Source organism: Microbacterium trichothecenolyticum, assembly GCF_041938625.1.
Lineage (GTDB): Bacteria > Actinomycetota > Actinomycetes > Actinomycetales > Microbacteriaceae > Microbacterium > Microbacterium trichothecenolyticum_D.
The window spans coordinates 2,792,939-2,813,533 of sequence record NZ_CP169427.1; the positions used below are offsets into that span (position 1 = coordinate 2,792,939).

The 20,595-nt window shown below is 70.7% G+C and carries 23 protein-coding genes; 12 read left to right on the forward strand and 11 right to left on the reverse strand.

The genetic code is table 11. From position 1 onward, the window contains the following. Nucleotides 1–43: 43 nt before the first annotated feature. Entirely contained in the window at nucleotides 44–1,420 is a 1,377-nt protein-coding gene (locus ACEYYH_RS13035; protein ID WP_374974796.1) for an NAD(P)-binding protein, read from the forward strand. 24 nt (nucleotides 1,421–1,444) lie between these two features. Here ACEYYH_RS13035 and ACEYYH_RS13040 read toward each other — a convergent pair whose 3' ends face one another. Both ACEYYH_RS13040 and ychF read right to left on the reverse strand, forming a co-directional pair. Beyond that, entirely contained in the window at nucleotides 1,445–2,011 is a 567-nt protein-coding gene (locus ACEYYH_RS13040; protein WP_374974797.1) for an alpha/beta fold hydrolase, read from the reverse strand. A gap of 25 nt (nucleotides 2,012–2,036) precedes the next feature. Further along, nucleotides 2,037–3,110: a redox-regulated ATPase YchF gene (gene ychF, locus ACEYYH_RS13045; protein WP_374974798.1), complete on the reverse strand. Its 1,074-nt coding sequence runs from the start codon at nucleotides 3,108–3,110 to the stop codon at nucleotides 2,037–2,039. Nucleotides 3,111–3,169: 59 nt separating this feature from the next. Between ychF and ACEYYH_RS13050 the strand changes: the two genes are divergently transcribed. Next, entirely contained in the window at nucleotides 3,170–3,826 is a 657-nt protein-coding gene (locus ACEYYH_RS13050; RefSeq protein ID WP_374974799.1) for a methyltransferase domain-containing protein, read from the forward strand. Nucleotides 3,827–3,839: 13 nt separating this feature from the next. Here ACEYYH_RS13050 and ACEYYH_RS13055 read toward each other — a convergent pair whose 3' ends face one another. Continuing rightward, nucleotides 3,840–4,598, reverse strand: a complete 759-nt coding sequence (locus tag ACEYYH_RS13055) for a class I SAM-dependent methyltransferase (protein ID WP_374974800.1) — start codon at nucleotides 4,596–4,598, stop codon at nucleotides 3,840–3,842. A 76-nt stretch (nucleotides 4,599–4,674) separates the two neighbouring features. Between ACEYYH_RS13055 and ACEYYH_RS13060 the strand changes: the two genes are divergently transcribed. Beyond that, entirely contained in the window at nucleotides 4,675–5,277 is a 603-nt protein-coding gene (locus ACEYYH_RS13060) for a 3'-5' exonuclease (RefSeq protein ID WP_374974801.1), read from the forward strand. Between the two features lie 65 nt (nucleotides 5,278–5,342). Next, nucleotides 5,343–6,686: a DNA recombination protein RmuC gene (locus ACEYYH_RS13065; protein WP_374974802.1), complete on the forward strand. Its 1,344-nt coding sequence runs from the start codon at nucleotides 5,343–5,345 to the stop codon at nucleotides 6,684–6,686. Between the two features lie 3 nt (nucleotides 6,687–6,689). Here ACEYYH_RS13065 and ACEYYH_RS13070 read toward each other — a convergent pair whose 3' ends face one another. Then, nucleotides 6,690–6,902: a UDP-N-acetylmuramyl pentapeptide phosphotransferase gene (locus tag ACEYYH_RS13070; protein ID WP_082496936.1), complete on the reverse strand. Its 213-nt coding sequence runs from the start codon at nucleotides 6,900–6,902 to the stop codon at nucleotides 6,690–6,692. Between the two features lie 141 nt (nucleotides 6,903–7,043). Beyond that, a complete protein-coding gene (gene glpX / locus ACEYYH_RS13075) occupies nucleotides 7,044–8,033 on the reverse strand; it encodes a class II fructose-bisphosphatase (protein ID WP_374974803.1) in 990 nt (329 codons plus the stop codon). Nucleotides 8,034–8,224: 191 nt separating this feature from the next. On the opposite strand from glpX, the gene fbaA reads away from it, so the two are divergent. Continuing rightward, nucleotides 8,225–9,256, forward strand: a complete 1,032-nt coding sequence (gene fbaA / locus ACEYYH_RS13080) for a class II fructose-bisphosphate aldolase (protein ID WP_374974804.1) — start codon at nucleotides 8,225–8,227, stop codon at nucleotides 9,254–9,256. Nucleotides 9,257–9,315: 59 nt separating this feature from the next. Here fbaA and ACEYYH_RS13085 read toward each other — a convergent pair whose 3' ends face one another. The 5 genes from ACEYYH_RS13085 to ACEYYH_RS13105 form a co-directional block, all read right to left on the reverse strand. Beyond that, a complete protein-coding gene (locus ACEYYH_RS13085; RefSeq protein ID WP_374974805.1) occupies nucleotides 9,316–9,867 on the reverse strand; it encodes an MOSC domain-containing protein in 552 nt (183 codons plus the stop codon). A gap of 34 nt (nucleotides 9,868–9,901) precedes the next feature. After that, a complete protein-coding gene (locus tag ACEYYH_RS13090) occupies nucleotides 9,902–10,615 on the reverse strand; it encodes a zf-HC2 domain-containing protein (RefSeq protein ID WP_374974806.1) in 714 nt (237 codons plus the stop codon). Next, on the reverse strand, nucleotides 10,612–11,151 hold the full coding sequence (locus ACEYYH_RS13095; protein WP_374974807.1) for a sigma-70 family RNA polymerase sigma factor: 540 nt from the start codon (nucleotides 11,149–11,151) through the stop codon (nucleotides 10,612–10,614). Before ACEYYH_RS13095 ends, ACEYYH_RS13090 begins: the two co-directional genes overlap by 4 nt. A 137-nt stretch (nucleotides 11,152–11,288) precedes the next feature. Beyond that, nucleotides 11,289–11,858: a DUF6264 family protein gene (locus ACEYYH_RS13100; RefSeq protein WP_374974808.1), complete on the reverse strand. Its 570-nt coding sequence runs from the start codon at nucleotides 11,856–11,858 to the stop codon at nucleotides 11,289–11,291. Next, nucleotides 11,855–12,895, reverse strand: coding sequence for a 4-hydroxy-3-methylbut-2-enyl diphosphate reductase (locus tag ACEYYH_RS13105; protein WP_374978221.1), 1,041 nt, complete (start codon nucleotides 12,893–12,895; stop codon nucleotides 11,855–11,857). Before ACEYYH_RS13105 ends, ACEYYH_RS13100 begins: the two co-directional genes overlap by 4 nt. Before the next feature lie 123 nt (nucleotides 12,896–13,018). Here ACEYYH_RS13105 and xseA point away from each other — a divergent pair, with 123 nt between their 5' ends. The 7 genes from xseA (at nucleotide 13,019) to ACEYYH_RS13140 (ending at nucleotide 19,633) form a co-directional block, all read left to right on the forward strand. Further along, nucleotides 13,019–14,371, forward strand: a complete 1,353-nt coding sequence (xseA, locus tag ACEYYH_RS13110) for an exodeoxyribonuclease VII large subunit (protein ID WP_374974809.1) — start codon at nucleotides 13,019–13,021, stop codon at nucleotides 14,369–14,371. Between the two features lie 77 nt (nucleotides 14,372–14,448). Further along, nucleotides 14,449–14,691, forward strand: coding sequence for an exodeoxyribonuclease VII small subunit (locus ACEYYH_RS13115; protein WP_374974810.1), 243 nt, complete (start codon nucleotides 14,449–14,451; stop codon nucleotides 14,689–14,691). Continuing rightward, nucleotides 14,691–15,338 carry a DUF4245 family protein gene (locus tag ACEYYH_RS13120; protein WP_374974811.1) on the forward strand — a complete coding sequence of 216 codons (648 nt, stop codon included), beginning with the start codon at nucleotides 14,691–14,693 and terminating at the stop codon, nucleotides 15,336–15,338. Before ACEYYH_RS13115 ends, ACEYYH_RS13120 begins: the two co-directional genes overlap by 1 nt. Before the next feature lie 35 nt (nucleotides 15,339–15,373). Next, the gene (locus ACEYYH_RS13125) at nucleotides 15,374–15,985 is read left to right on the forward strand and encodes a carbonic anhydrase (protein WP_116197117.1); all 612 of its coding nucleotides are present in this window, start codon (nucleotides 15,374–15,376) and stop codon (nucleotides 15,983–15,985) included. 49 nt (nucleotides 15,986–16,034) lie between these two features. Then, entirely contained in the window at nucleotides 16,035–17,429 is a 1,395-nt protein-coding gene (locus ACEYYH_RS13130) for a class II fumarate hydratase (RefSeq protein WP_374974812.1), read from the forward strand. Nucleotides 17,430–17,477: 48 nt separating this feature from the next. Then, nucleotides 17,478–18,980: an ATP-binding protein gene (locus ACEYYH_RS13135; protein WP_374974813.1), complete on the forward strand. Its 1,503-nt coding sequence runs from the start codon at nucleotides 17,478–17,480 to the stop codon at nucleotides 18,978–18,980. Further along, nucleotides 18,977–19,633: a response regulator transcription factor gene (locus ACEYYH_RS13140; protein ID WP_374974814.1), complete on the forward strand. Its 657-nt coding sequence runs from the start codon at nucleotides 18,977–18,979 to the stop codon at nucleotides 19,631–19,633. Before ACEYYH_RS13135 ends, ACEYYH_RS13140 begins: the two co-directional genes overlap by 4 nt. Nucleotides 19,634–19,740: 107 nt before the next feature. Here the strand turns inward: ACEYYH_RS13140 and ACEYYH_RS13145 are convergent, their stop codons facing one another. Beyond that, on the reverse strand, nucleotides 19,741–20,487 hold the full coding sequence (locus ACEYYH_RS13145; RefSeq protein ID WP_374974815.1) for a hypothetical protein: 747 nt from the start codon (nucleotides 20,485–20,487) through the stop codon (nucleotides 19,741–19,743). Nucleotides 20,488–20,595: the final 108 nt, after the last annotated feature.

Here is a 20,595-nt window from a genome sequence, read left to right on the forward strand (position 1 = left end):
AAGGGGCATTGACGAGCGGCACGCGCACTGCTCTGATGAGCGCATGGAGGCGATCGTCGACGTCGACTACGTCGTCGTCGGGGCGGGGGCGATGGGGATGGCGTTCGCGGACGCCCTCACCACAGCCGCCGACGACGTGTCGGTCGCCATCGTCGAACGCCGCCACGGCGCCGGGGGCCATTGGCTCGACGCGTACGGATTCGTGCGGCTGCATCAGGCGTCGGCCTTCTACGGCGTCGCCTCGACGCTGCTCGGCGGCGGACGGCTGCAGGACGACGGCCCCGAGCGAGGGCTTCACGAGCGCGCGAGTGCCGCGGAGGTGTCGGAGTACTACGCCCGCGTGCTCGCTCGGCTCGTCCGGTCGGGCCGCGTCGCCTTCCACGGGCGCTGCGAGTATCTGGGCGACCGCCGGTTCGTATCGCTGCTGAGCGGCGCGCGGTTCCACGCACCGCGTGCCCGCGTGGTGGACGCGCGATACCTGTCGCCCGACATCCCGCTGCTCACGCCCCCGCCGTTCGCCATCGAGGATGGCGCCCATGTAGTGGCGGTGAACGAGCTCGTCCGCATCCCGGAGGCGCCTGGTCATTACGTCATCGTGGGTGCGGGCAAGACCGCGACCGACACGTGCGTGTGGCTGCTGCAGAACGGCGTCGCACCGCACGCGATCACGTGGGTGCGCCCTCGCGACCCGTGGCTGCTCAACCGCGCCGTCGTGCAGCCCGATCCGGCGATCTTCCTCGGAATGGCCGCGGACACGATGGCCGCTGCGGCCGCAGCATCCGATGCCGACGATGCCTTCCTCCGCATGGAGGACGCCGGGATCATGCTGCGCTTCGATCCCGCGGTCACCCCGACGATGGCGAAGACGCCGACCCTCGCCGCGTGGGAGCTCGACCTCGTCCGCACGATCGACGACGTCATCCGCCGCGGGCACGTGCAGTCCGTCGGCCGGGGGCGGCTGTCGTTCGCCGACGGCGACGTGCACGTACCCGCCGACGCGATCGTCGTGCACTGCGCCGCCGAGGGGCTGAAGTACCCGGGGCTCACGCCGATCTGGACGCCGGAGGCGATCATCCTGCAGCCGGTCCGGGTCGGCTTCCCCTGTTACGGCGCGGCGCTCACCGGCTATGTCGAGGCGACGCGAGACGACGACGCCGAGAAGAACCGCGTCTGCCGCCCGTCGCCGTACTCCGACACCCCTGCGGACTGGGCGAGGATGCAGACGATCGGCGGCGACGCGTCGCTCGCGATGTCGAGGGAGGCCGACCTGCGCGCGTGGTCGAACACGACCTCGCTGAATCCGGCGCGCGTCCCTCCGGAGCGGGCTGACGACCCGGCCGTGCTCGCGGCCGCGGCGCGGTTCAAGGAGAACATCGGCCCGGGACGCGCGCGCCTGGCGGAGTTCGCCGGGATCGCGTAGCGGGTGGACGGCCCCGGCCCGGACTCAGTCCCAGTCGAGGTACTCCTCGACGATGACCGCGGTCTCGACCGGGTGCGTGAGCGGGAACAGATGGCCCGCCCCGTCGAGTGTCTTGACGCTCGCCCGCTCGGGCGCCGTCGACTGCAGGCGCTCGCCGTTGGCGGGCGGGGTCACCTCGTCGTCGGCGCCCTGCACGATCAGCACCGGGATCACCGGAGCCAGCGCGATGTCCTCGTCCTCCACGCCCAGCAGCAGCAGCCCGTTGACGCGCTCCGGGTGCGCGGCGACCAGCGCCCGCGCGACCGTGCCGCCGCGGCCGTGCCCGCCGACCCAGGTGCGCGCCAGGCCCAGCTCGTCGATGACGGCGACGACGTCATCGGCCTGATCGGCGGTCGTCGAGGCGTCGACGTTGGTGCGGTAGCCGACGCGGATGATGTGGAACCCCGCCTCCTCGGCGAGGTAGTGCCCCACGACGCCCAGGGCGTCCTGCCCGGGTTCGGCGATCAGCACCAGGCCGATGGGCCCGTCGCCCTCGACGATGTAGGGGATCGCGCGTCCGTCGGGCTCGAAGATCTGCGTGGTGTCGGTCATGGGAAGCCTTTCCGGGGAGCAGTCGTCAGACGTTGAAGCGGAACTCGACGACGTCGCCGTCCTGCATGACGTAGTCCTTGCCCTCGAGGCGGGCCTTGCCCTTCGAGCGGGCCTCCACCACCGATCCGGTCTCGACGAGGTCGTCGAATGAGATGACCTCTGCCTTGATGAAGCCCTTCTCGAAGTCGGTGTGGATCACGCCGGCGGCCTGCGGGGCCTTCCAGCCCTTGCCGATCGTCCAGGCGCGGGCCTCCTTGGGGCCGGCCGTGAGGTACGTCTGCAGCCCCAGCGTGTCGAACCCGATGCGTGCGAGCTGGTCCAGACCCGACTCGTCCTGGCCCGTCGACGCGAGCAGCTCCGCCGCGTCCTCCGGGTCGAGGTCGATCAGCTCGGACTCGATCTTCGCGTCGAGGAAGACCGCCTTGGCCGGAGCGACCAGAGCCTCGAGCGACGCCTTCTTCGCAGCATCCGTCAACACCGCCTCATCGACGTTGAAGACGAAGATGAACGGCTTCGCGGTCAAGAGGCCCAGTTCCTTGATCGGCGAGAGGTCGATGCCCGAGGCCGACAGCAGCACGCCGCGCTCGAGGGCGTCCTTCGCCTCGACCGCCGCAGCGAGCACGGACGGGTCGAGCTTCTTGCCCTTGACCTCCTTCTCGTACCGCGTGATCGCCTTCTCGAGGGTCTCGAGATCGGCGAGCTGCAGCTCGGCGTTGATCGTCTCCATGTCGCCCTGCGGGTTGACCGCGCCGTCGACGTGCACCACGTCGTCGTCGTCGAAGCCGCGCACGACCTGGGCGATGGCGTCGGCCTCGCGGATGTTCGCGAGGAACTTGTTGCCGAGGCCCTCGCCCTCGCTCGCGCCGCGCACGATGCCGGCGATGTCGACGAACGACACCGCGGCGGGCAGGATCCGCTCGGAGTGGAAGATCTCGGCCAGCTTGTCGAGCCGCGGGTCGGGCAGGTTGACCACGCCGATGTTGGGCTCGATCGTCGCGAACGGGTAGTTCGCCGCGAGAACCTGGTTCTTGGTCAGGGCGTTGAAGAGGGTCGACTTGCCGACGTTCGGGAGACCGACGATTCCGATGGTGAGAGCCACGGGCATCCAGTCTAGATGGCGGCGTTGCCCGCCCCGACGCCGGGGGCGATACTGAGCGCGTGGACGAGTGCTGTGCACCGCACGTGCCGGAAGGCTACGACCGGGAGTTCAATGCCCGGTTCGCCCGGCGGCTCGCGCACCGGTATCGACGCGACGGTCTCACGCCGAGCGCGGCGCTCGTGCTCGAGTTCGCGGACTCGATCGGCCTGGCGGGTGCCTCGCTGCTGGAGATCGGCGGCGGGATCGGCGAGATACAGCTCGAGGCGCTCCAGCGCGGCGCTTCCCACACCACGAACGTCGAGCTGTCCACCGCCTACGAACCCGAGGCCGCGCGGCTGCTCGACGAGGCCGGCTTGCGCGACCGGGTGACACGGATGCTGGGGGTCGACCTCGCGAGCACGCCCGAGGCCGTCGAACGCGCCGACATCGTGGTGCTGCATCGGGTGGTGTGCTGCTATCCCGACTACGAGCGACTGCTGGGCGCGGCCGCCGGCCGCGCCAAGCAGGCCGTCGTGTTCAGCCACCCGCCGCGCACGCTGTTCGCCCGGTTCTCGGCACGCGCGATCAACGCGTGGTACACCCTGACCGGCAACCCGTATCGTGCATACGCCCACGTGCCCGACGCGATGATCGCCGTGCTGACCGGGCGCGGGTTGGAGCCGCGCTACCGCGAAGTCAGCGGGCCGTGGCACGTCGTGGGTGCCGTCCGCGCGTAGCCCGCCGGAGCGTTCAGCGGCGGATGGCGCGATATGCGTGCGTCACGTACGGGAGGTCGACGACCTCGACGCCGGTGGCCTCGGTGAGGCTGCGCTCGTCGAACAGTGCGCTCACGGCCGCGAGGATCGCCGCTCTGTCGACCTCGGAGGCGGTGATGACATAGCTGCGCGAGGCGACCATGTCGAGCAGCGCCGCCCGTGTGAGGGAGCGGGTCCACGTCCACGCCCGGTGTTCGAGCCCGTCGAAAGGATCCGCCGCACGGGGGCCCTCGCCGGCGAGCATCTCCTCGGCGTGACTGCCGTGCATCGCCCCGGTGAGGCGCGCCACCCAAGGATCGGAGTCATCCCGGATGTTCCAGACCAGCCCGAGCACGCCACCTTGACGGAGAGTCCGACCGGCCTCGGCGGAGGCGGTGACCGGGTCGACCCAGTGCCACGCCTGGCCGAGCAGCACCGCGTCGACGGAGGCGTCGGGAAGCGGCATCCGCTCCGCCGTCCCCACGAAGGTGGGCACGCCGTGGACGTGCTCGCGGAGCGCTGAGAGCATGTCGGCGTCGGGGTCGATGGCGACGACCTCCGCCCCCGCCTCGACGATCGTGCGGGTGAGCTTGCCCGTGCCTGCGCCGACGTCGGCGACGCGGACCGCGCGGCCCTGCTCGCGCACCGGTGCGAGCATCCAGTCCACGGCCTCGCGCGGATAGTCCGGCCGGCCCGACTCGTACGCGCCCGCGGCGGCCCCGAACGACAGCGACATCTCTTCGCGACTGGCCATGCTCCGACCCTATGACGACCGGGGGCGCTCGGCGCGCCTTCCGTCCGCGCAGGCGCGCTGGGGTGAGTCTGGGGGTGTGCCTCTGGACTTCACCGCTATCGACTTCGAGACGGCGAACTCCAGCAACGCCTCGGCCTGCGCGGTCGGACTCGTGCGGGTGCGGGGCGGCGAGATCGTCGACAGGACGGGTTGGCTGATCCGTCCGCCGGCCGGGCACGACGTGTTCTTCGAGCTCAACGTGCGCATCCACGGCATCACCCCCGACGACGTCGCCGACGCGGCGCCGTGGAGTCGCCAGCTCGCCGACATCGTCGCCTTCGCCGGTTCCGACGTCCTCGTCGCCCACAACGCCGGCTTCGACATGGCCGTGCTCAAGCGGGCGTGCGACGCGACCGGTGACGAGTGCCCGCCGTACCGCTACGCCTGCAGCCTGCAGGTCGCGCGCCGGGTCTACCGGCTCGAGTCCTACCGGCTCCCCTTCGTCGCCGCCGAAGCCGGCTTCGCCGACTTCCCGCACCACAACGCCACGGCCGACGCGATGGCGTGCGCACACGTCATGATCGACGCGGCACGGCGTGTCGGCGCCGACGACATCGAGGGCCTCACCGAGGCGGTCGGCGTGCGGGTGTCGCAGATCGCGGTCGCCGACGCCCCTGCGGTCTCGTTCGCCGTCGCATAACGCGGACACCGGATGCTGCGGCCCGCCGCCGCGGCGATGTCCGAGGCATCGGGCACCCTGGAGCCATGGACGCAGTCGTGATCAGTGTGGTGGCAATCGTCTGTCTCCTCGTCGGTGCGGTGGCGGGCTGGGCGGCGGGTCTGGCCCGTGGTGCGGCGCGGGCCGCGCGCGAGCAGGCCGACCTCACCGCGCGGCTCGCGGGGTCGGAGGCCGCGCGGCAGGGCGTGCAGGCGCAGCTCGAGCACCAGCAGCTGCTCTACCGCGAGCTCGCGAGCCAGGCGCGCCACGACCAGGCCGCGCGCGAGGAGCGCGAGCGGCGCGAGCAGTCGGTGCTGCGCGCGCTCGCCCCCGTGCAGGAGACGCTGGCGGCGATGCACACCAAGGTCGACGATCTCGAGCGCGACCGCCATCTGCAGTTCGGCACGCTCGCGGAGCAGCTGCGACGCGCCCACGAGTCCGACGAGGCGCTGCGCGCGACCACGGAGTCGCTGGCGAGCGCCCTGCGCTCGGGCAGCACCCGAGGCGTGTGGGGCGAGACCCAGCTGCGCCGTGTCGTCGAGGCCGCCGGGCTCACGCGTCACGTCGATTTCGACCTGCAGGCTTCGATCACCTCCGACGCGGGCGCCGGTCGCCCCGACATGGTCATCCGCCTCCCCGGCGACAAGGCGATCGCCGTCGATGCCAAGGTGCCGCTCGACGCGTTCCTCGAGGCGAGCGCGATCCCGCTGACCGCGCAGGGCGCCGAGGCGGCCCGGCGGCGGAGCCTGCTCGACAAGCACGTCAAGGCGATGCGGGCGCACGTCGACGCTCTCGCCCGCAAGACGTACTGGGCCGGACTGTCGTCGAGCCCCGAGTTCGTGGTCTGCTTCGTGCCGAGTGAGTCGCTGCTCGCGGCCGCCCTCGAAGAAGACCCCTCGCTTCTCGACTACGCCTTCGGCAAGCGCGTCGCGCTCGCGTCGCCGGTGAACCTCTGGGCCGTGCTCAAGACCGTCGCGTACACGTGGACCCAGCAGGACGTCTCCCAAGAGGCCCGCGCCCTCTTCGACCTCGGCAACCAGCTCTACGAGCGGCTCGGGTCGCTGGCGTCGCACGCCGACGACCTGCGCCGGGCGATCGAGCGCACGGTCGACAGCTACAACCGGTTCGCGGGCTCGCTCGAGACACGCGTGCTGGTCAGCGCGCGCAAGTTCCCCGGCATCGACGCCACCAAGCTCGACGCGGTGAACGAGCCCGCGCCGATCGAGAAGAGCCCGCGTCGCCTGACGGCGCCGGAGCTGCTCGATGAGACGCTTCCCGGACTGGAAGAGGCCACCGCTGCGGGTGCCGGCAGCGACGCCGAGGCGACGCCGCTCGCCGCCACCGCGGAGCTCGGCGAGGTGCGCGCGCGCATCGCGTCGCCGAGCGAGTGAGGCTCAGGCGCCGCCGGGAACGAAGCTCAGCAGCACGATGACCGCGGCGGAGACCCCGACGAACGCGCCGATCATCCACCACGCACTGATCTCGTGACCTTCGTCACGGCGGACGCGCAGCAGCACGTCAGGCCGGCGGGCCGGATCGATCGCGTTGGCGACCACCGCCTGCGCGCCCGTCTGGGGCGACGACGGATCGGCTGAGTGCGCAGACATCGTCAACTCCTCGAGTAGGAAACACGAACGTGTCTCCATCGACACCACACAAGATTCTGCCAGAGTTCCCCGTCGCGGCGGTCACGAAAGGGTCACGGCAGCATCACGTGTCGCGTGCGCGACGCACCCGAGCCAGACGGGTCAGAGCCACTTCGAGACGAGATGCTCGGACGAGATCCGGCGCAGCGTGCCCGACGCCCCGCGGAGCACGACGCTCTCGGTGTAGACATACCCGCCCTCACGTCGGACCCCGGCGACGAGCGCGCCGTCGGTGACGCCGGTGGCGACGAAGATCGTGTTGTTGCCCTTCACGAGATCATCGGCCTCGTAAACGTATCCGTCGAGATTGAGACCCGCGTCGATGCCGCGCTGCTTCTCGTCGTCATCGCGTGGCCACAGGCGGCCCTGGATGTGGCCGCCGAGCGCCTTGATCGCACACGCGGTGACGATGCCCTCGGGGCTGCCGCCGATGCCGACGCACATGTCGGTGCGGGCATTGTGGCGCGCGGCGTTGATGCCGCCGGCGACGTCGCCGTCGCTCATCAGGCGCGTGCCGGCGCCGGCCTCGCGGATCTCCTCGATGAGGCGCTCGTGCCGCGGACGGTGCAGCACCGAGACGACGAGCTCGTCCACGGGCTTGTCCAGCGCCTTGGCGAGCCGGCGGATGTTCTCGCCGATCGGGAGGCGGATGTCGACGACGCCCACGCCGGCGGGGCCGGTGACGAGCTTGTCCATGTAGAAGACGCTGGAGGCGTCGAGCATCGTCCCGTGGTCGGAGACGGCGATCACCGACAGCGCGTTGTTCCGGCCGGCTGCGGTCAGCGACGTGCCGTCGATCGGGTCGACCGCGACGTCGGCCTGCGGGCCGCGGCCGTTGCCGACGCGTTCGCCGTTGTAGAGCATGGGCGCTTCGTCTTTCTCGCCCTCGCCGATGACGATGGTCCCGTCGAAGTTGACGGTGGTGAAGAACGCGCGCATCGCGTCGACGGCGGCCCCGTCGGCCGCTTCCTTGGCGCCGCGGCCGATGAACGGCACCGCCCGGATCGCCGCCGCTTCAGTCGCACGCACGAGTTCGAGTGCGAGGTTGCGGTCGGGGTGGAGGGGACTCATATCCGCGGTCAGGCTCACCATGCGGTCAGCCTATGCCAGCATCCCGCCCGATTCACGGGAATTTCACGCAACGGCAAGCGAAGGAATCGCGTTTCTTTCCGATAGTGCAGGGACGCGGGTTTCCCGAGCGAGGCCGGGCCGCGGCATCCGTTCCCTCGTCCAGCGCTTGGGTAGAGTTTGCGGTGAACCCCACTCGATCAAAGGGAGCACTCATGCCCGTCGCCACCCCCGAGCAGTACGCCGACATGCTGGACCGCGCGAAGGCCGGTGGCTTCGCGTATCCCGCCATCAACGTCGCCAGCTCGCAGTCGATCAACGCCGTGCTGCAGGGCCTCACCGAGGCCGGTTCCGACGGCATCATCCAGGTGACGACGGGTGGCGCCGACTACTTCGCCGGCCACACCGTCAAGGCTCGCGCCACCGGTGCTCTCGCCTTCGCGAAGTTCGCCACCGAGGTCGCCAAGAGCTACCCGATCACGGTCGCGCTCCACACCGACCACTGCCCCAAGCCCGCGCTCGCCGACTTCGTGCTGCCGCTCATCGAGGCGTCGGAGGAAGAGGTCAAGGCCGGCCGCAACCCGATCTTCCAGTCCCACATGTGGGACGGCTCGGCCGTGCCCCTCGACGAGAACATCGAGATCGCGAAGGAACTCCTGCCCCGCCTCAAGAACATCAACGCGATCCTCGAGGTCGAGATCGGCGTCGTCGGCGGCGAAGAGGACGGCGTGCAGCACGAGGGATCCAACGAGGCGCTCTACACGACGGTCGCCGACGTGACCAAGGCCGTCGAGGCCCTCGGCCTCGGCGAGAACGGCCGCTACATCTCGGCCCTCACCTTCGGCAACGTCCACGGCGTCTACAAGCCGGGCAACGTCAAGCTCCGCCCCGAGCTCCTCGGCGAGATCCAGGAGGGCATCGCGTCCAAGTTCGGCACCGGCCCGAAGCCCCTCGACCTCGTCTTCCACGGCGGCAGCGGCTCGACCGACGAGGAGATCGCCCTCGCGGTCGCGAACGGTGTCGTGAAGATGAACATCGACACCGACACGCAGTACGCGTTCACGCGCTCCGTCGCCGGCTTCATGTTCAAGAACTACGACGGCGTCCTGAAGGTCGACGGCGAGGTGGGCAACAAGAAGGCCTACGACCCGCGCGCGTGGGGCAAGATCGCGGAGTCGGCGATGGCCGCCCGTGTGGTGGAGGCCACGCAGCAGCTCGGCTCCGCCGGCAAGAGCCTCGCGGCCTGAGCAGCAGATTCGACGGATGCCTCGGCACCGGCCTCGCGGCCCGGCGCCGGGGCTTTCGTCTACTCGGGGTCGGTATAGCGGTCGAGAAGACCGGGTGCGCCCTCGGGGCGATGGACGACGACGATCTCGTCGCCGGCCTGCACGCGGCCGCCCTGCACGACCCGCAGGTAAGGGCCGAGGCGGCGCTCGCTCGAGAACCGCTTGACCCACCCGCGCGCGTCGTCGCCGCCGACCCATCGCGCGAACGTCTGGCAGGGGGTGCGCGGCATCGTGACCTCGACCTCGACACGGTCGCCGATCCGCCACCGCTCGCCGATGAGCGCGTCGTTGACGTCGATCCCCTCGACCCGCAGGTTCTCGCCGAACCAGCCGGGTGGAAGCTCCCGACCGAGCTCGGACTCCCAGAACGCGGCGTCTTCCGCGGCGTACGCGTAGAGCGCCTTGTCGAAGCCGCCGTGGTGCTTGCGGCTCGCCTGTACGTCGCCGCGCACGCCGTACGGCCCGACCCGCACCGATCCTTCGATCGGTCCCTTGTCGATCGCGGTCACACCGACCGGCCCGGAGTCGGGACGCAGTTGTCGGACGGCGCAGACGGCGACCAGGCGAGGCATCCGCTCATCCTAGCCACGGCCCCGCGCCCAGCGCTCACTCCCCCGGCGACGCCGCCGGCTCGCCGCGCAGCAGCACGCGGCCGTCGGAGACGGCGCGCACCTCGATCGAGGCGATGTCGTCGCGGTCGAGGGCCGTGCCGGCGTCGAGGTGAGCCGTCGTCCCCGGGCCGGCGCGCCAGGACGACAGCTCGCTGGTCGTGCCGTCGGTCGAGGTGACCACCAGTACGTAGGGCCACTCCTGGTCGGCCGTGTACGGATCACGGCTGGGCGGGTAGTGGCAGGTCATCGCGATGCGCGTGCCCCACGCGACGTCGGTGAGCTCGACCTTCGCGGTCAGCGGCACATCGGTCACGGCCTGCAGCGCCACGACCTCCTCGGGACCGCTCGCAGGGGTGACCGCCGTCGTCACGGCGAAGGCGACCACGACGGCGACCGCTGCCGCGGCCGCGAGGCCACTCCCCCACGCGATCACGCGGCGCCGGCGGGAGTCGCGCGTGCCGCGGACGACCATACGCTCCCGCGCCGCAGGGTCGGGGCCGCCCTGGTCGGACGGATCGAGGAGCGCCTCGGCGCGCTCGGGCGCGACGCGCGCGAGCAGGCCCATCGTCGGTGCGAGGTCGGCGATGGCGTCGCGGCACACCGGACAACCGTCGAGGTGCGCCTCGTACCGACGCCGATCGTCCACGCTCAGCGCGCGCACGACGTACGCGGCATCCCAGTCGGCGAAGCGGGCGTGATCCGTGGTCATCGCGTCACCCCCTTCTCCTGCAGGGTGAGCCGGAGGGCGCGCAGCCCGTAGTGGAGGCGTGACTTGACGGTGCCCTCCGGGATGTCGAGCTCGTCGGCCATCTCGGCGACCGAGAGGCCGCGGTAGTACGCGCGCACGACGACGGCGCGATGGTCCATCGAGAGCGCCGCCAGCGCCTCCTCGACGAGGATCGCCTCGAACAGCGCGTCGGTGGCATCCGGCGCGCTGCGCTCGGGGACCTCCGCGACGTCGATCTCGCGGCGGCGCCGCGCGCTGCGCGCCTCGTCGATCACGAGGTGGCGCGCCACCGTGAACATCCACGAGCGCGTGGTCGCGGGATCCTGCGCGAGGATCTTGGGCGTTCGCCACGCCCGCAGCAGCGTCTCCTGCACGATGTCGTCGGCACCGGCGCGATCGCCGGTGAGATGCACGACATAGCGCCACACCGGCGCCGCGTGTGCGTCGAACAGAGCAGCCAGGCGCGCGGCATCGCGTCCGGCGGCGCTGTCTCGACGCTCCACGCTGTCGTGCGGCATCCATCACCTCCCGCAGGAGACACGAGACACACCACCCGCGGGTTCACGTGAATCCGCGGCGCGCCCGCGCCGTCACCTGTGAGTATGGACCCGGCGCGCCGGGACCGCACGGGACGAACGCCGCGAGCCGCTCGAACTCAGAGCCGCGTGCTGTCGAGGAGCGCCTGCCAGACGGCGGGGTCGTTCATCAGCGGAGCGACCATCAGCGCGCCGGCCGTCATCGAGAAGACGACGCCGCCCGCCAGCGGGATCCACCACGACACCCGCGAGCGGCGCATGTTCCAGACCGACAGCGCCGTCGTGACGCACCAGCCGACGGCGAGGACGATGACGGCCGCGATCGCCCACGGCTCCCCGGCGGCAGGGTCCGAGAGCTGCGCGTCGACGCCCATCACCCCGAGCATCGTTTCGGCGTAGGCGCCGTAGTCGAGGAAGGCCGGGATCGACGCGATCACGTTGACCAGGCCGTACGCGAGCAGCGCGAACGTGATGATGCGGTCGATCGGGTGCTGACGCTTCTCGGCGACGACGGGAGCGGATGGGATGCCGTCGACCGGCGCATCCGTCATGATCGGCGCGGCCGGTTCCCGCTGCCACGGGGCCGGCTCCTGGATGCGCGCGCGCTGCTCCTCGGGCGTCGCGTACTCGCCGTACTGGGGGCGGGGACGCGAGCGCGGATCGGGTTCGGTGTTCGCGACGTCGCTCATGAGCGACTCCGGCCACCCAGGGCGCGGTCGTCGCGCTTGCCCGCGAGGTCCTGTCGCAGCTCCTTCGGGAGCGAGAACATCAGGTCCTCCTCCGCGGTGCGCACCTCTTCCACCTCGCCGTAGCCGGCCGCGGCGAGGTCCTCGAGCACCTGCTGGACGAGCACCTCCGGCACCGATGCGCCGCTGGTGACTCCGACGGTCTCAACCCCGTCGAGCCACGCCTGCTCGATCTCGTCCGCGTAGTCCACGCGGTACGCCGCCTTGGCGCCGTACTCGAGCGCGACCTCGACGAGCCGCACGCTGTTCGAGGAGTTCGCCGACCCGACGACGATCACGAGATCGGCGTCCTTCGCGACCTTCTTGATGGCGACCTGGCGGTTCTGGGTCGCGTAGCAGATGTCGTCCGACGGCGGATCCTGCAGTTCCGGGAAGCGCACACGCAGGCGGCGCACCGTCTCCATCGTCTCGTCGACCGACAGCGTCGTCTGCGACAGCCAGACGACCTTCGACGGATCGCGCACCTCGATGGTGTCGGCTTCCTCAGGCGAGTTGACGATGGTGACGTGGTCGGGCGCCTCACCCGCCGTGCCCTCGACCTCTTCGTGCCCCTCGTGGCCGATCAGCAGGATCTCGAAGTCGTCGCGTGCGAAGCGGACGGCCTCGCGGTGCACCTTCGTGACGAGAGGGCAGGTCGCGTCGATGGCACGCAGACCCCGATCGGATGCCGCGTTCACGACCGCGGGCGACACCCCGTGAGCGCTGAACACGACGTGGGCCCCGGCGGGAACCTCGTCGACCTCTTCGACGAAGATCGCTCCCTGCTTCTCGAGCTCGGTCACGACGTGGATGTTGTGCACGATCTGCTTGCGCACGTACACCGGCGCGCCGAAGCGCTCGAGCGCCTTCTCGACGGCGATGACGGCGCGGTCGACACCCGCGCAGTAGCCGCGCGGCGATGCCAGGAGTACCCGCTTCTGTCCGACCCCGGCGATATCCTTGAGCGGTTCACGCCGCCGCGGGATCCGCGGGACGGGCATGCTCACAGGGGCCTGACTCGGTCGGGTCTGTCCCGGGGTGCTGATGCTCACCCGTCGATTCTACGGGCGGGGTCCTGAGCGGGGCCTCCGACGGGAAGCCCCGCCCGGGCACGAAAGGACCGCATGACGAGTTTCCAGCCTGCCGCCGTCCCCGGCGAGCCGCCGCCGCCCGACTCGGTGCCGCCGCGCGACTCGACGGCGCAGGCGCCGACGTCCGTGGCGCGGCTGAACGACACCATCCGCGGGTTCGTACAGACGTGGGGCTCCGTGTGGGTCGAGGGCGAGATCACCGGGTGGAACCAGCGGGGCGGCAACGTGTTCGGCCGCCTGAAAGACCTGGTGACCGATGCCACGATCTCGTTCCGGATCTGGTCCTCGACGCGCGATCGGCTGCCCGGCGACCTCAAGGTGGGCGACCACGTCATCGCCTGCGTCAAGGCCGACTACTTCGTCAAGAACGGCGACTTCAGCTTCGGAGTCTCCGCGATGCGTCATGTCGGGCTCGGGGATCAGCTCGAGAAGCTGGAGCGCCTGCGCGTGCAGCTGCGTTCCGAAGGGCTCTTCGATCCGTCTCGCAAGAAGACGCTCCCCTTCCTGCCGCGCCTGATCGGCCTCATCACCGGGGAGAACTCGGACGCCGAGAACGACGTCCACCGCAACGCCGAGCTGCGCTGGCCGCAGGTGCGGTTCCAGACCAAGTACGCCGCCGTACAGGGCGACCGGTGCGTTCCTGAGACGATCGCCGCGTTGAAGGCGCTGGATGCCGCACCCGACGTGGACGTCATCATCATCGCCCGCGGCGGCGGCGACCCGCAGACCCTGCTGGGCTTCAGCGATGAGCGGCTCGTCCGCGCGGTGGCCGCGGCATCCACTCCCGTCGTCAGCGCCATCGGCCATGAGAACGACCATCCGCTCCTCGACGACGTCGCCGACCTGCGGGCGTCGACCCCGACCGACGCGGCGAAGCGCGTCGTACCCGACGTCGCCGAGCAGCGCGCGCTGGTCGGGCAGCTGCGCGCCCGCATGAACACGCGGCTCACGCAGCGCATCTCGCACGACATCGCCCAGCTCGAGCAGCTGCGCTCGCGCCCGGTGCTGCGCGCCCCCGAGACACTCCTCACCACACGCGCCCACGAGGTGGAACTGCTCGCCGCGCGCGGGCGCGACAGGATCGACCGGTCGCTGCGGGTCCAGGAGCAGCGCACGGCCGAGCTCCGGGCGACGCTGCGCGCTCTCTCCCCCGCGTCGACGCTCGCCCGCGGCTACGCCATCGCGCACCTCGCCGACGGCGTCATCGTGCGCGACGCGGCGCAGGCTCCGGCCGCCACCCCGATCGTCGTCACCGTGGGGCGCGGATCGTTCGCCGCCCGCTCCGACGGGGAGGTCGCCGAGGGCGACGGGTGGGGCGTCACCGCGGCGGGCGACGTCGCCGAGCCGAACCGGGCGGGGAGCGGGGCGGGCCTCGCACCCGAGTAGTGCGGGGCGTGGGGCAAGGCCCCGCACCCGAACAGGGCGGGGCGTGGGCAGGCCCCGCACCCGAATAGACTGTACGCATGACTGAGACGAGCGGCGCCCTCGCGGACGTCGCGACCCTCTCGTTCGAACAGGCGCGCGATGAACTCGTCCGCGTCGTCGCCGAACTCGAGCAGGGCGCCCCGACCCTCGAGCACTCCCTCGCCCTGTGGGAGCGCGGCGAAGCCCTCGCCGCCCGCTGCGAGGAGTGGCTGCTCGGCGCCAAGCGCCGACTCGAGGCCGCCCGCGCTTCCGCTGATCGCGCACAGGGCGAGGCACTCTGATGTCACGCGAGCCGCGCATCGTCGCCGAACTCGGCCGACCCGAGACGCCGCAGGAGACCGCCGACCGCAAGGCCGAGTCGTCGCGGGTCTACCGCTCGAGCCAGAACGTCCGCAATCTCATCGCGGCGCTGCTCGCCACGCTCGCGGTCGTCATCGTGATCATCGCCGCTGTGCCCCGCGGCACGCCGCCGCCGCGCGACGCGATCGATGTCCCCAGCGCCGCCGAGGGCGTCGCAGCCTCCGAGGGACGCACCGTCATCGCGCCGGAGATGTCCGACGCCTGGATCGTCAACCGCGCCGGCATCGAGGGCAACGGAGGGGTGCGCGCGTTCACCGTCGTCTACGCCCCTGCCGACGAGAACGAGCGCGGATTCCTGCGCGTCGCGCAGGGGTTCGATGCCGACGAGGCGTGGGAGGCCCGCGTGCTTTCGGGCTCCGCCCCTCAGGACACCGTCACGATCGACGGGATCACGTGGGAGCGTTACGAGCTCGACCCCGACCGCACCGGGAACATCTCGGTCGCGCTCGCCACGGACGCCGGCGCCGACACCGTGCTCATCTACGGCGCCGCGGGCGAGGATGCCCTGGAAGAGACGGCCCGCTCCGTCACGGAACAGATCACCGCACTGCGCGAGGAGGCCGAGTGACCGACCAGCCCACACCCGCGAAGGCCTGGCGGGAGATGCAGCGCGGCAACGCGCGCTTCGTCGCCGGCGAACCCCGGCACCCCCGGCAGGACGTCGACACCCGGCATGAACTCGCGGGAGGGCAGCGACCCCGTGCGGCGCTCTTCGGCTGTGCGGACTCGCGCTTGGCGGCGGAGATCATCTTCGACAAGGGCCTCGGCGACCTGTTCGTCGTGCGCAACGCCGGGCAGGTCGTCTCCGATTCGGTCGTCGGCAGCCTCGAGTACGCCGTCGCGGTGCTCGAAGTGCCCCTCATCGTCGTGCTGGGCCACGACGCGTGCGGCGCCGTCCGCGCGGCGATCGACAGCACCAGCCCCGACGCCGATCCGCTCCCCCCGCACATCTGGCGGCTGATCTCGCCGATCGTCCCCGCGGTGCGCCGCGTCCAGCGGGCGTCCGCCGTGGACGGCGTGTACCCCGACGAGATCGACGCCGAAGAGGTGGGCCGCGAGCACCTTCGCGACACCGTGGGCGAACTGCTGAACTCGTCCGAGCTCATCAGCTCCGCCGTCGCGGAAGGGCGGCTCGCGATCGTCGGCGCCAACTACCGCCTCGGCGAAGGCACTGCGGTGCCCGACGTCGTGGTCGGGATCACCGACGCCGACTGAGCAACCCCACTCCCCGACACCCCAGTACCGACACGTGAGGAACAACGACGTGACCGACATCGAGTACCGCATCGAGCACGACACCATGGGCGAAGTGCGCGTGCCCAAGAACGCGCTCTACGCCGCGCAGACGCAGCGCGCGGTGGAGAACTTCCCGATCTCGGGCGACCGGCTGGAGCCCGCCCAGATCGTCGCTCTCGCGCGCATCAAGAAGGCCGCTGCCCTCGCGAACAAGGAGCTCGGCACCCTCGATGGAGCCATCGCCGACGCCATCGCGGGCGCGGCCGACCGCATCATCGCCGGCGATTACGCCGACCAGTTCCCGATCGACGTGTACCAGACCGGCAGCGGCACGTCGTCGAACATGAACATGAACGAGGTCCTCGCGACCCTCGCCACGCGGGCGCTCGGCGCGACCGTGCACCCGAACGACCACGTCAACGCCTCGCAGTCGTCGAACGATGTGTTCCCCACCTCCGTGCACATCGCGGTGACGCAGGAGCTCATCGACGACCTGATCCCCGCGCTCGACCACCTGGCCGTCGCCCTCGAGGCCAAGGCGGATCTGTGGAAGGCGGTCGTGAAGTCGGGTCGCACCCACCTCATGGACGCGACGCCCGTCACCCTCGGCCAGGAGTTCGGCGGTTACGCCCGCCAGATCCGCCTCGGCATCGAGCGCGTGCAGGCCGTCCTCCCCCGCGTCGCGGAGGTCCCGCTGGGCGGCACCGCCGTCGGAACCGGCATCAACACGCCGCTCGGCTTCCCGCAGCGCGTCATCGAGCTCATCGTGTCCGACACCGAACTGCCGATCACCGAGGCCAAGGACCACTTCGAGGCCCAGGCCAACCGCGACGGCCTGGTCGAGGCATCCGGCGCCCTCCGCACCATCGCGGTGTCGCTGACCAAGATCAACAACGACCTCCGCTGGATGGGCTCGGGCCCGAACACCGGTCTCGGCGAGCTGCACATCCCCGACCTGCAGCCCGGATCGTCGATCATGCCCGGCAAGGTCAACCCGGTGATCCCCGAGGCGACGCTCATGGTGTGCGCCCGCGTCATCGGCAATGATGCGACCGTCGCATGGGCCGGCGCGTCCGGCGCCTTCGAGCTCAACGTCGCCATCCCGATCATGGGCAGCGCCGTTCTCGAGTCGATCGAGCTGCTCGCGAACACATCGCGCGTGCTCGCCGACAAGACCATCGACGGCCTCGAGGCGAACGTCGAGCGCGCCGCCGCGTACGCCGGCATGTCGCCGTCGATCGTCACGCCGCTCAACAAGCTCATCGGCTACGAGGCCGCCGCCAAGATCGCCAAGCACTCCGTCGCGAAGGGCATCACGGTGCGCGAGGCCGTGATCGACCTCGGCTACGTGGAGCGCGGCGAGCTCACTCTCGAGCAGCTCGACGAGAAGCTCGACCTTCTCTCGATGACGCACCCGGGCTGATCCGCCCGCCCCATGCCGCAAGCCGTGCGTCGGCGGGATAATCGGGTCATGGCACGCACGCCCCGCCCGGTTCCCGCGCGCGTCAGGATCCTCGCCGCGATCCTCGCTGTCGCCTGCATCGGTTTGGCGATCGTGGGCAGCGTGACGTTCCTCGTGCAGCGCGAGCAGGCGCTCAACAGCATCGACGAGCGCCTGAAGAATCAGATCAAGGTGCTGGAATCCGTCGCCGGCGCCACCACCGTCGACGCACCGGGCGGCGCGTCAGCGGCGACCGAGGACCTCGACAAGAACGAGTTCCAGAGTGTCGACGAGTACCTGAAGGCCGTGGTTGCGCGGCTGGTGCCGGCACGGAATGAAGGGTCGCTGGCCCTGATCGACGGCGCGCCGCGATGGGTGCCCACGACCCTTTCGGGGAACGACATCTCGAAGAACACGCAGCTCATCGATCGAGTCGTGGCCGAGACCGCAGGGGGCGACACCAAGTGGGGCACGGCCGTGACCGACCAGGGACCGCTGCGCTACATCGCGATTCCGGTGCGGATGGACGGGGACCCACGGCAGGGCCTGTACATCCGCGCTGTCGACCTCGGCGCGGAGCTGCAGCCCGTCACATTCGCCATGACGACGTACGTGATCGCCGCGGTCGCGGTGCTGATCGCCATCGGGGTCGTCGGCTGGTTCGTCACCGGCCGGCTGCTGTCGCCGATCCGCCGTCTCCGCGAAACCGCCGATGCCATCTCGATCACGGATCTGTCGCACCGGCTCGAGCCGCAGGGCAACGACGACATCGCCGACCTGTCGCGCACTGTGAACTCCATGCTCGACCGCATCGAGGACTCCGTCGACGGGCAGCGACAGCTGCTCGACGACGTGCGTCACGAGCTGAAGACGCCGATCACTATCGTGCGCGGCCACCTCGAGCTGATGAACCCGAAGGATGCTGCGGACGTGGCGTCCGCCCGCGACATCGGCATCGCCGAACTCGACCGGCTGACGCGCCTCGTCGAAGACATCGACCTGCTCGCCACCGCGGAAGCCGACTCGTACACGCGCGATGTGGTCGACCTCGCGGCGCTCACGGCGCGAGTGGGCGAACTCGTCGCCGTCATCCCCGGGCACGACTGGGCGATCCAGGCGCGTGCCGAAAGCACCACGATTGGCGACCAGGACCGCCTTCTGCAGGCGTGGCTGCAGCTCGCCGACAACGCCGCAAAATACACACCCGAAGGCAGCCCCATCGAGATCGGCAGTGCCCACTCCGACGACGGCTCCCGGCTGTGGGTGCGCGACCACGGTCCTGGCATCCCGCCCGGTGCGCGGGCCCGTATCTTCCGCCGGTTCGACCGGGCCCATGTGAAACGCTCGGTCGGCGGGTCGGGCCTCGGCCTCGCCATCGTCGACGCGATCGCGAAGGGCCACGGCGGGCACTGCGTGGTCACCGATACGCCGGGCGGCGGGGCCACGTTCACCATTCACCTGCCTCCGACGGAGGCCGAACTGCCGGCACCGGTGCGTGCCGGAGACGTGCTGCAACGGGAGGCCGCCGGATGACCAGGATCCTCATCGTCGAGGACGAACCGCGCATCGCCGCGTTCGTGAGTCGTGGCCTCGAGGCTGCCGGCTACGAGACGCTGGTCTTCGAGGACGGCGCCGAAGGGTTGGAGTCGGCGCTGCGTGGCGATGCGGACCTCGTGCTGCTCGACGTCGGCCTGCCGACGATGGACGGCTTCGAGGTGCTGCGCGAGCTGCGGGCCCGCGGCTCTGCGGTGCCCGTCATCATGCTCACCGCACGATCCAGCACGCGCGACACCGTCACCGGACTGGATGCCGGAGCCAACGACTACGTGCCCAAGCCGTTCACGTTCGAGGAGCTCCTCGCCCGCGTGCGTTCACGCCTGCGCGAGAGCGTGCCGCAGGCGGGCGTCTCGATCTCGCACGGCGACGTGATGCTCGACATCCTCGCGCGCCGCGCCACCGTCGGCGGTCGCGAGGTCGATCTGTCGGCGCGCGAGTTCTCCCTCGCCGAGCAGTTCCTGCGCAACCCGGGCCGTGTGCTCAGCCGCGAGCAGCTCCTCAGTCGCGTGTGGGGCCTCGACTTCGATCCCGGCTCGAACGTGGTCGACGTGTATGTGCGGTACCTGCGCGGCAAACTCGGTGCCGATCACATCGTCACGGTTCGCGGCGCCGGCTACCGCTGGGAGTGAACCCTTCGGGGCGCCCCATCCCGTGGTGTGCCAAAGGCAGGAAGAAGCCCCCGGTGCTGGGGGACACCGGGGGCTGTGAAAGGCCGGACTGGGGGATCCGACCGTTGTCAGTCGCGCTTGTCTGGGGAATTGCGCGACTGGTCTTTCTTCTCGCCGTTTCCGGCTCCGTTGCCGTGTCCGACGTTCGAGCCCGCGTGAGCGGGACGCTGGGGGGCGGTCGATCGCTGACCGGACTGCTTGTGCTCCTCCACAGGAGCCTGGACGTTCACGTGACGCTGGGCAGGTGCCGACGCGGGCGCCTGAACGATGCCCTGACGCTGGGTGTCCGCACCGCTCGACTCGAGGGAGCTGCTCGAGTCGGATTGCTTGTTCTGGCCGGCGGTCTCGCGCTCGAGACGCGCGATCAGGGCGTCAAGGCGACCGCTCGACCAGCCCTGCGCAGCCGCCCAACTGCGCAGCGAGTCCCAGCTTCCTGCCGCCTGGGCGGCAGCGATGGCGGCGTCGACGTCGGCGGACGCCTCCGGGGCGGTGGGCGCGACCACTTCGGGGGTCGAGGGCGCCGTGTACCCGCGCGCGCCGGTCGATTCGGACGGCACGACCTCGACAGGTGCAGGCGCCTGGACGACTTCCGGCTCGGCCGAGGGGACGAGGGAGTCGGAGGTCGCCGCAGGCATGGACTGCGGCGTCGCGGACGGGGATGCCGCGGCAGGGACGACGACGCGCTCTGAGGCGACGGTCGTACCCGGCGAGTCCGCCAGGGCCGCGGTATTCGCGAGAGCGACAGCGGTCACGACAGCGACGCTCGCCGCGACAGCGGTCATGCCGCCGATCACGAGCCCCATGCGTGCGTCCACGTCTCGCCTGCCTTCCGTGTGCGCGGAATCGTTTCCCCTCATCCATGGTGACAGACCGATCGAGCTGCATGCGCCGTGAGCGATGAGACTTTCCTCATGGTGACGCGG

Excerpts from the sequence above, each read along its gene's own strand:
- ACEYYH_RS13035 (WP_374974796.1), top strand. The coding sequence starts at position 44 with ATGGAGGCGATCGTCGACGTCGACTACGTCGTCGTCGGGGCGGGGGCG.
- ACEYYH_RS13040 (WP_374974797.1), bottom strand. The coding sequence starts at position 2,011 with ATGACCGACACCACGCAGATCTTCGAGCCCGACGGACGCGCGATCCCC.
- ACEYYH_RS13055 (WP_374974800.1), bottom strand. The coding sequence starts at position 4,598 with ATGGCCAGTCGCGAAGAGATGTCGCTGTCGTTCGGGGCCGCCGCGGGC.
- ACEYYH_RS13065 (WP_374974802.1), top strand. The coding sequence starts at position 5,343 with ATGGACGCAGTCGTGATCAGTGTGGTGGCAATCGTCTGTCTCCTCGTC.
- ACEYYH_RS13070 (WP_082496936.1), bottom strand. The coding sequence starts at position 6,902 with ATGTCTGCGCACTCAGCCGATCCGTCGTCGCCCCAGACGGGCGCGCAG.
- glpX (WP_374974803.1), bottom strand. The coding sequence starts at position 8,033 with ATGGTGAGCCTGACCGCGGATATGAGTCCCCTCCACCCCGACCGCAAC.
- fbaA (WP_374974804.1), top strand. The coding sequence starts at position 8,225 with ATGCCCGTCGCCACCCCCGAGCAGTACGCCGACATGCTGGACCGCGCG.
- ACEYYH_RS13085 (WP_374974805.1), bottom strand. The coding sequence starts at position 9,867 with ATGCCTCGCCTGGTCGCCGTCTGCGCCGTCCGACAACTGCGTCCCGAC.
- ACEYYH_RS13090 (WP_374974806.1), bottom strand. The coding sequence starts at position 10,615 with ATGACCACGGATCACGCCCGCTTCGCCGACTGGGATGCCGCGTACGTC.
- ACEYYH_RS13095 (WP_374974807.1), bottom strand. The coding sequence starts at position 11,151 with ATGCCGCACGACAGCGTGGAGCGTCGAGACAGCGCCGCCGGACGCGAT.
- ACEYYH_RS13100 (WP_374974808.1), bottom strand. The coding sequence starts at position 11,858 with ATGAGCGACGTCGCGAACACCGAACCCGATCCGCGCTCGCGTCCCCGC.
- ACEYYH_RS13105 (WP_374978221.1), bottom strand. The coding sequence starts at position 12,895 with ATGCCCGTCCCGCGGATCCCGCGGCGGCGTGAACCGCTCAAGGATATC.
- xseA (WP_374974809.1), top strand. The coding sequence starts at position 13,019 with ATGACGAGTTTCCAGCCTGCCGCCGTCCCCGGCGAGCCGCCGCCGCCC.
- ACEYYH_RS13115 (WP_374974810.1), top strand. The coding sequence starts at position 14,449 with ATGACTGAGACGAGCGGCGCCCTCGCGGACGTCGCGACCCTCTCGTTC.
- ACEYYH_RS13120 (WP_374974811.1), top strand. The coding sequence starts at position 14,691 with ATGTCACGCGAGCCGCGCATCGTCGCCGAACTCGGCCGACCCGAGACG.
- ACEYYH_RS13125 (WP_116197117.1), top strand. The coding sequence starts at position 15,374 with ATGCAGCGCGGCAACGCGCGCTTCGTCGCCGGCGAACCCCGGCACCCC.
- ACEYYH_RS13135 (WP_374974813.1), top strand. The coding sequence starts at position 17,478 with ATGGCACGCACGCCCCGCCCGGTTCCCGCGCGCGTCAGGATCCTCGCC.
- ACEYYH_RS13140 (WP_374974814.1), top strand. The coding sequence starts at position 18,977 with ATGACCAGGATCCTCATCGTCGAGGACGAACCGCGCATCGCCGCGTTC.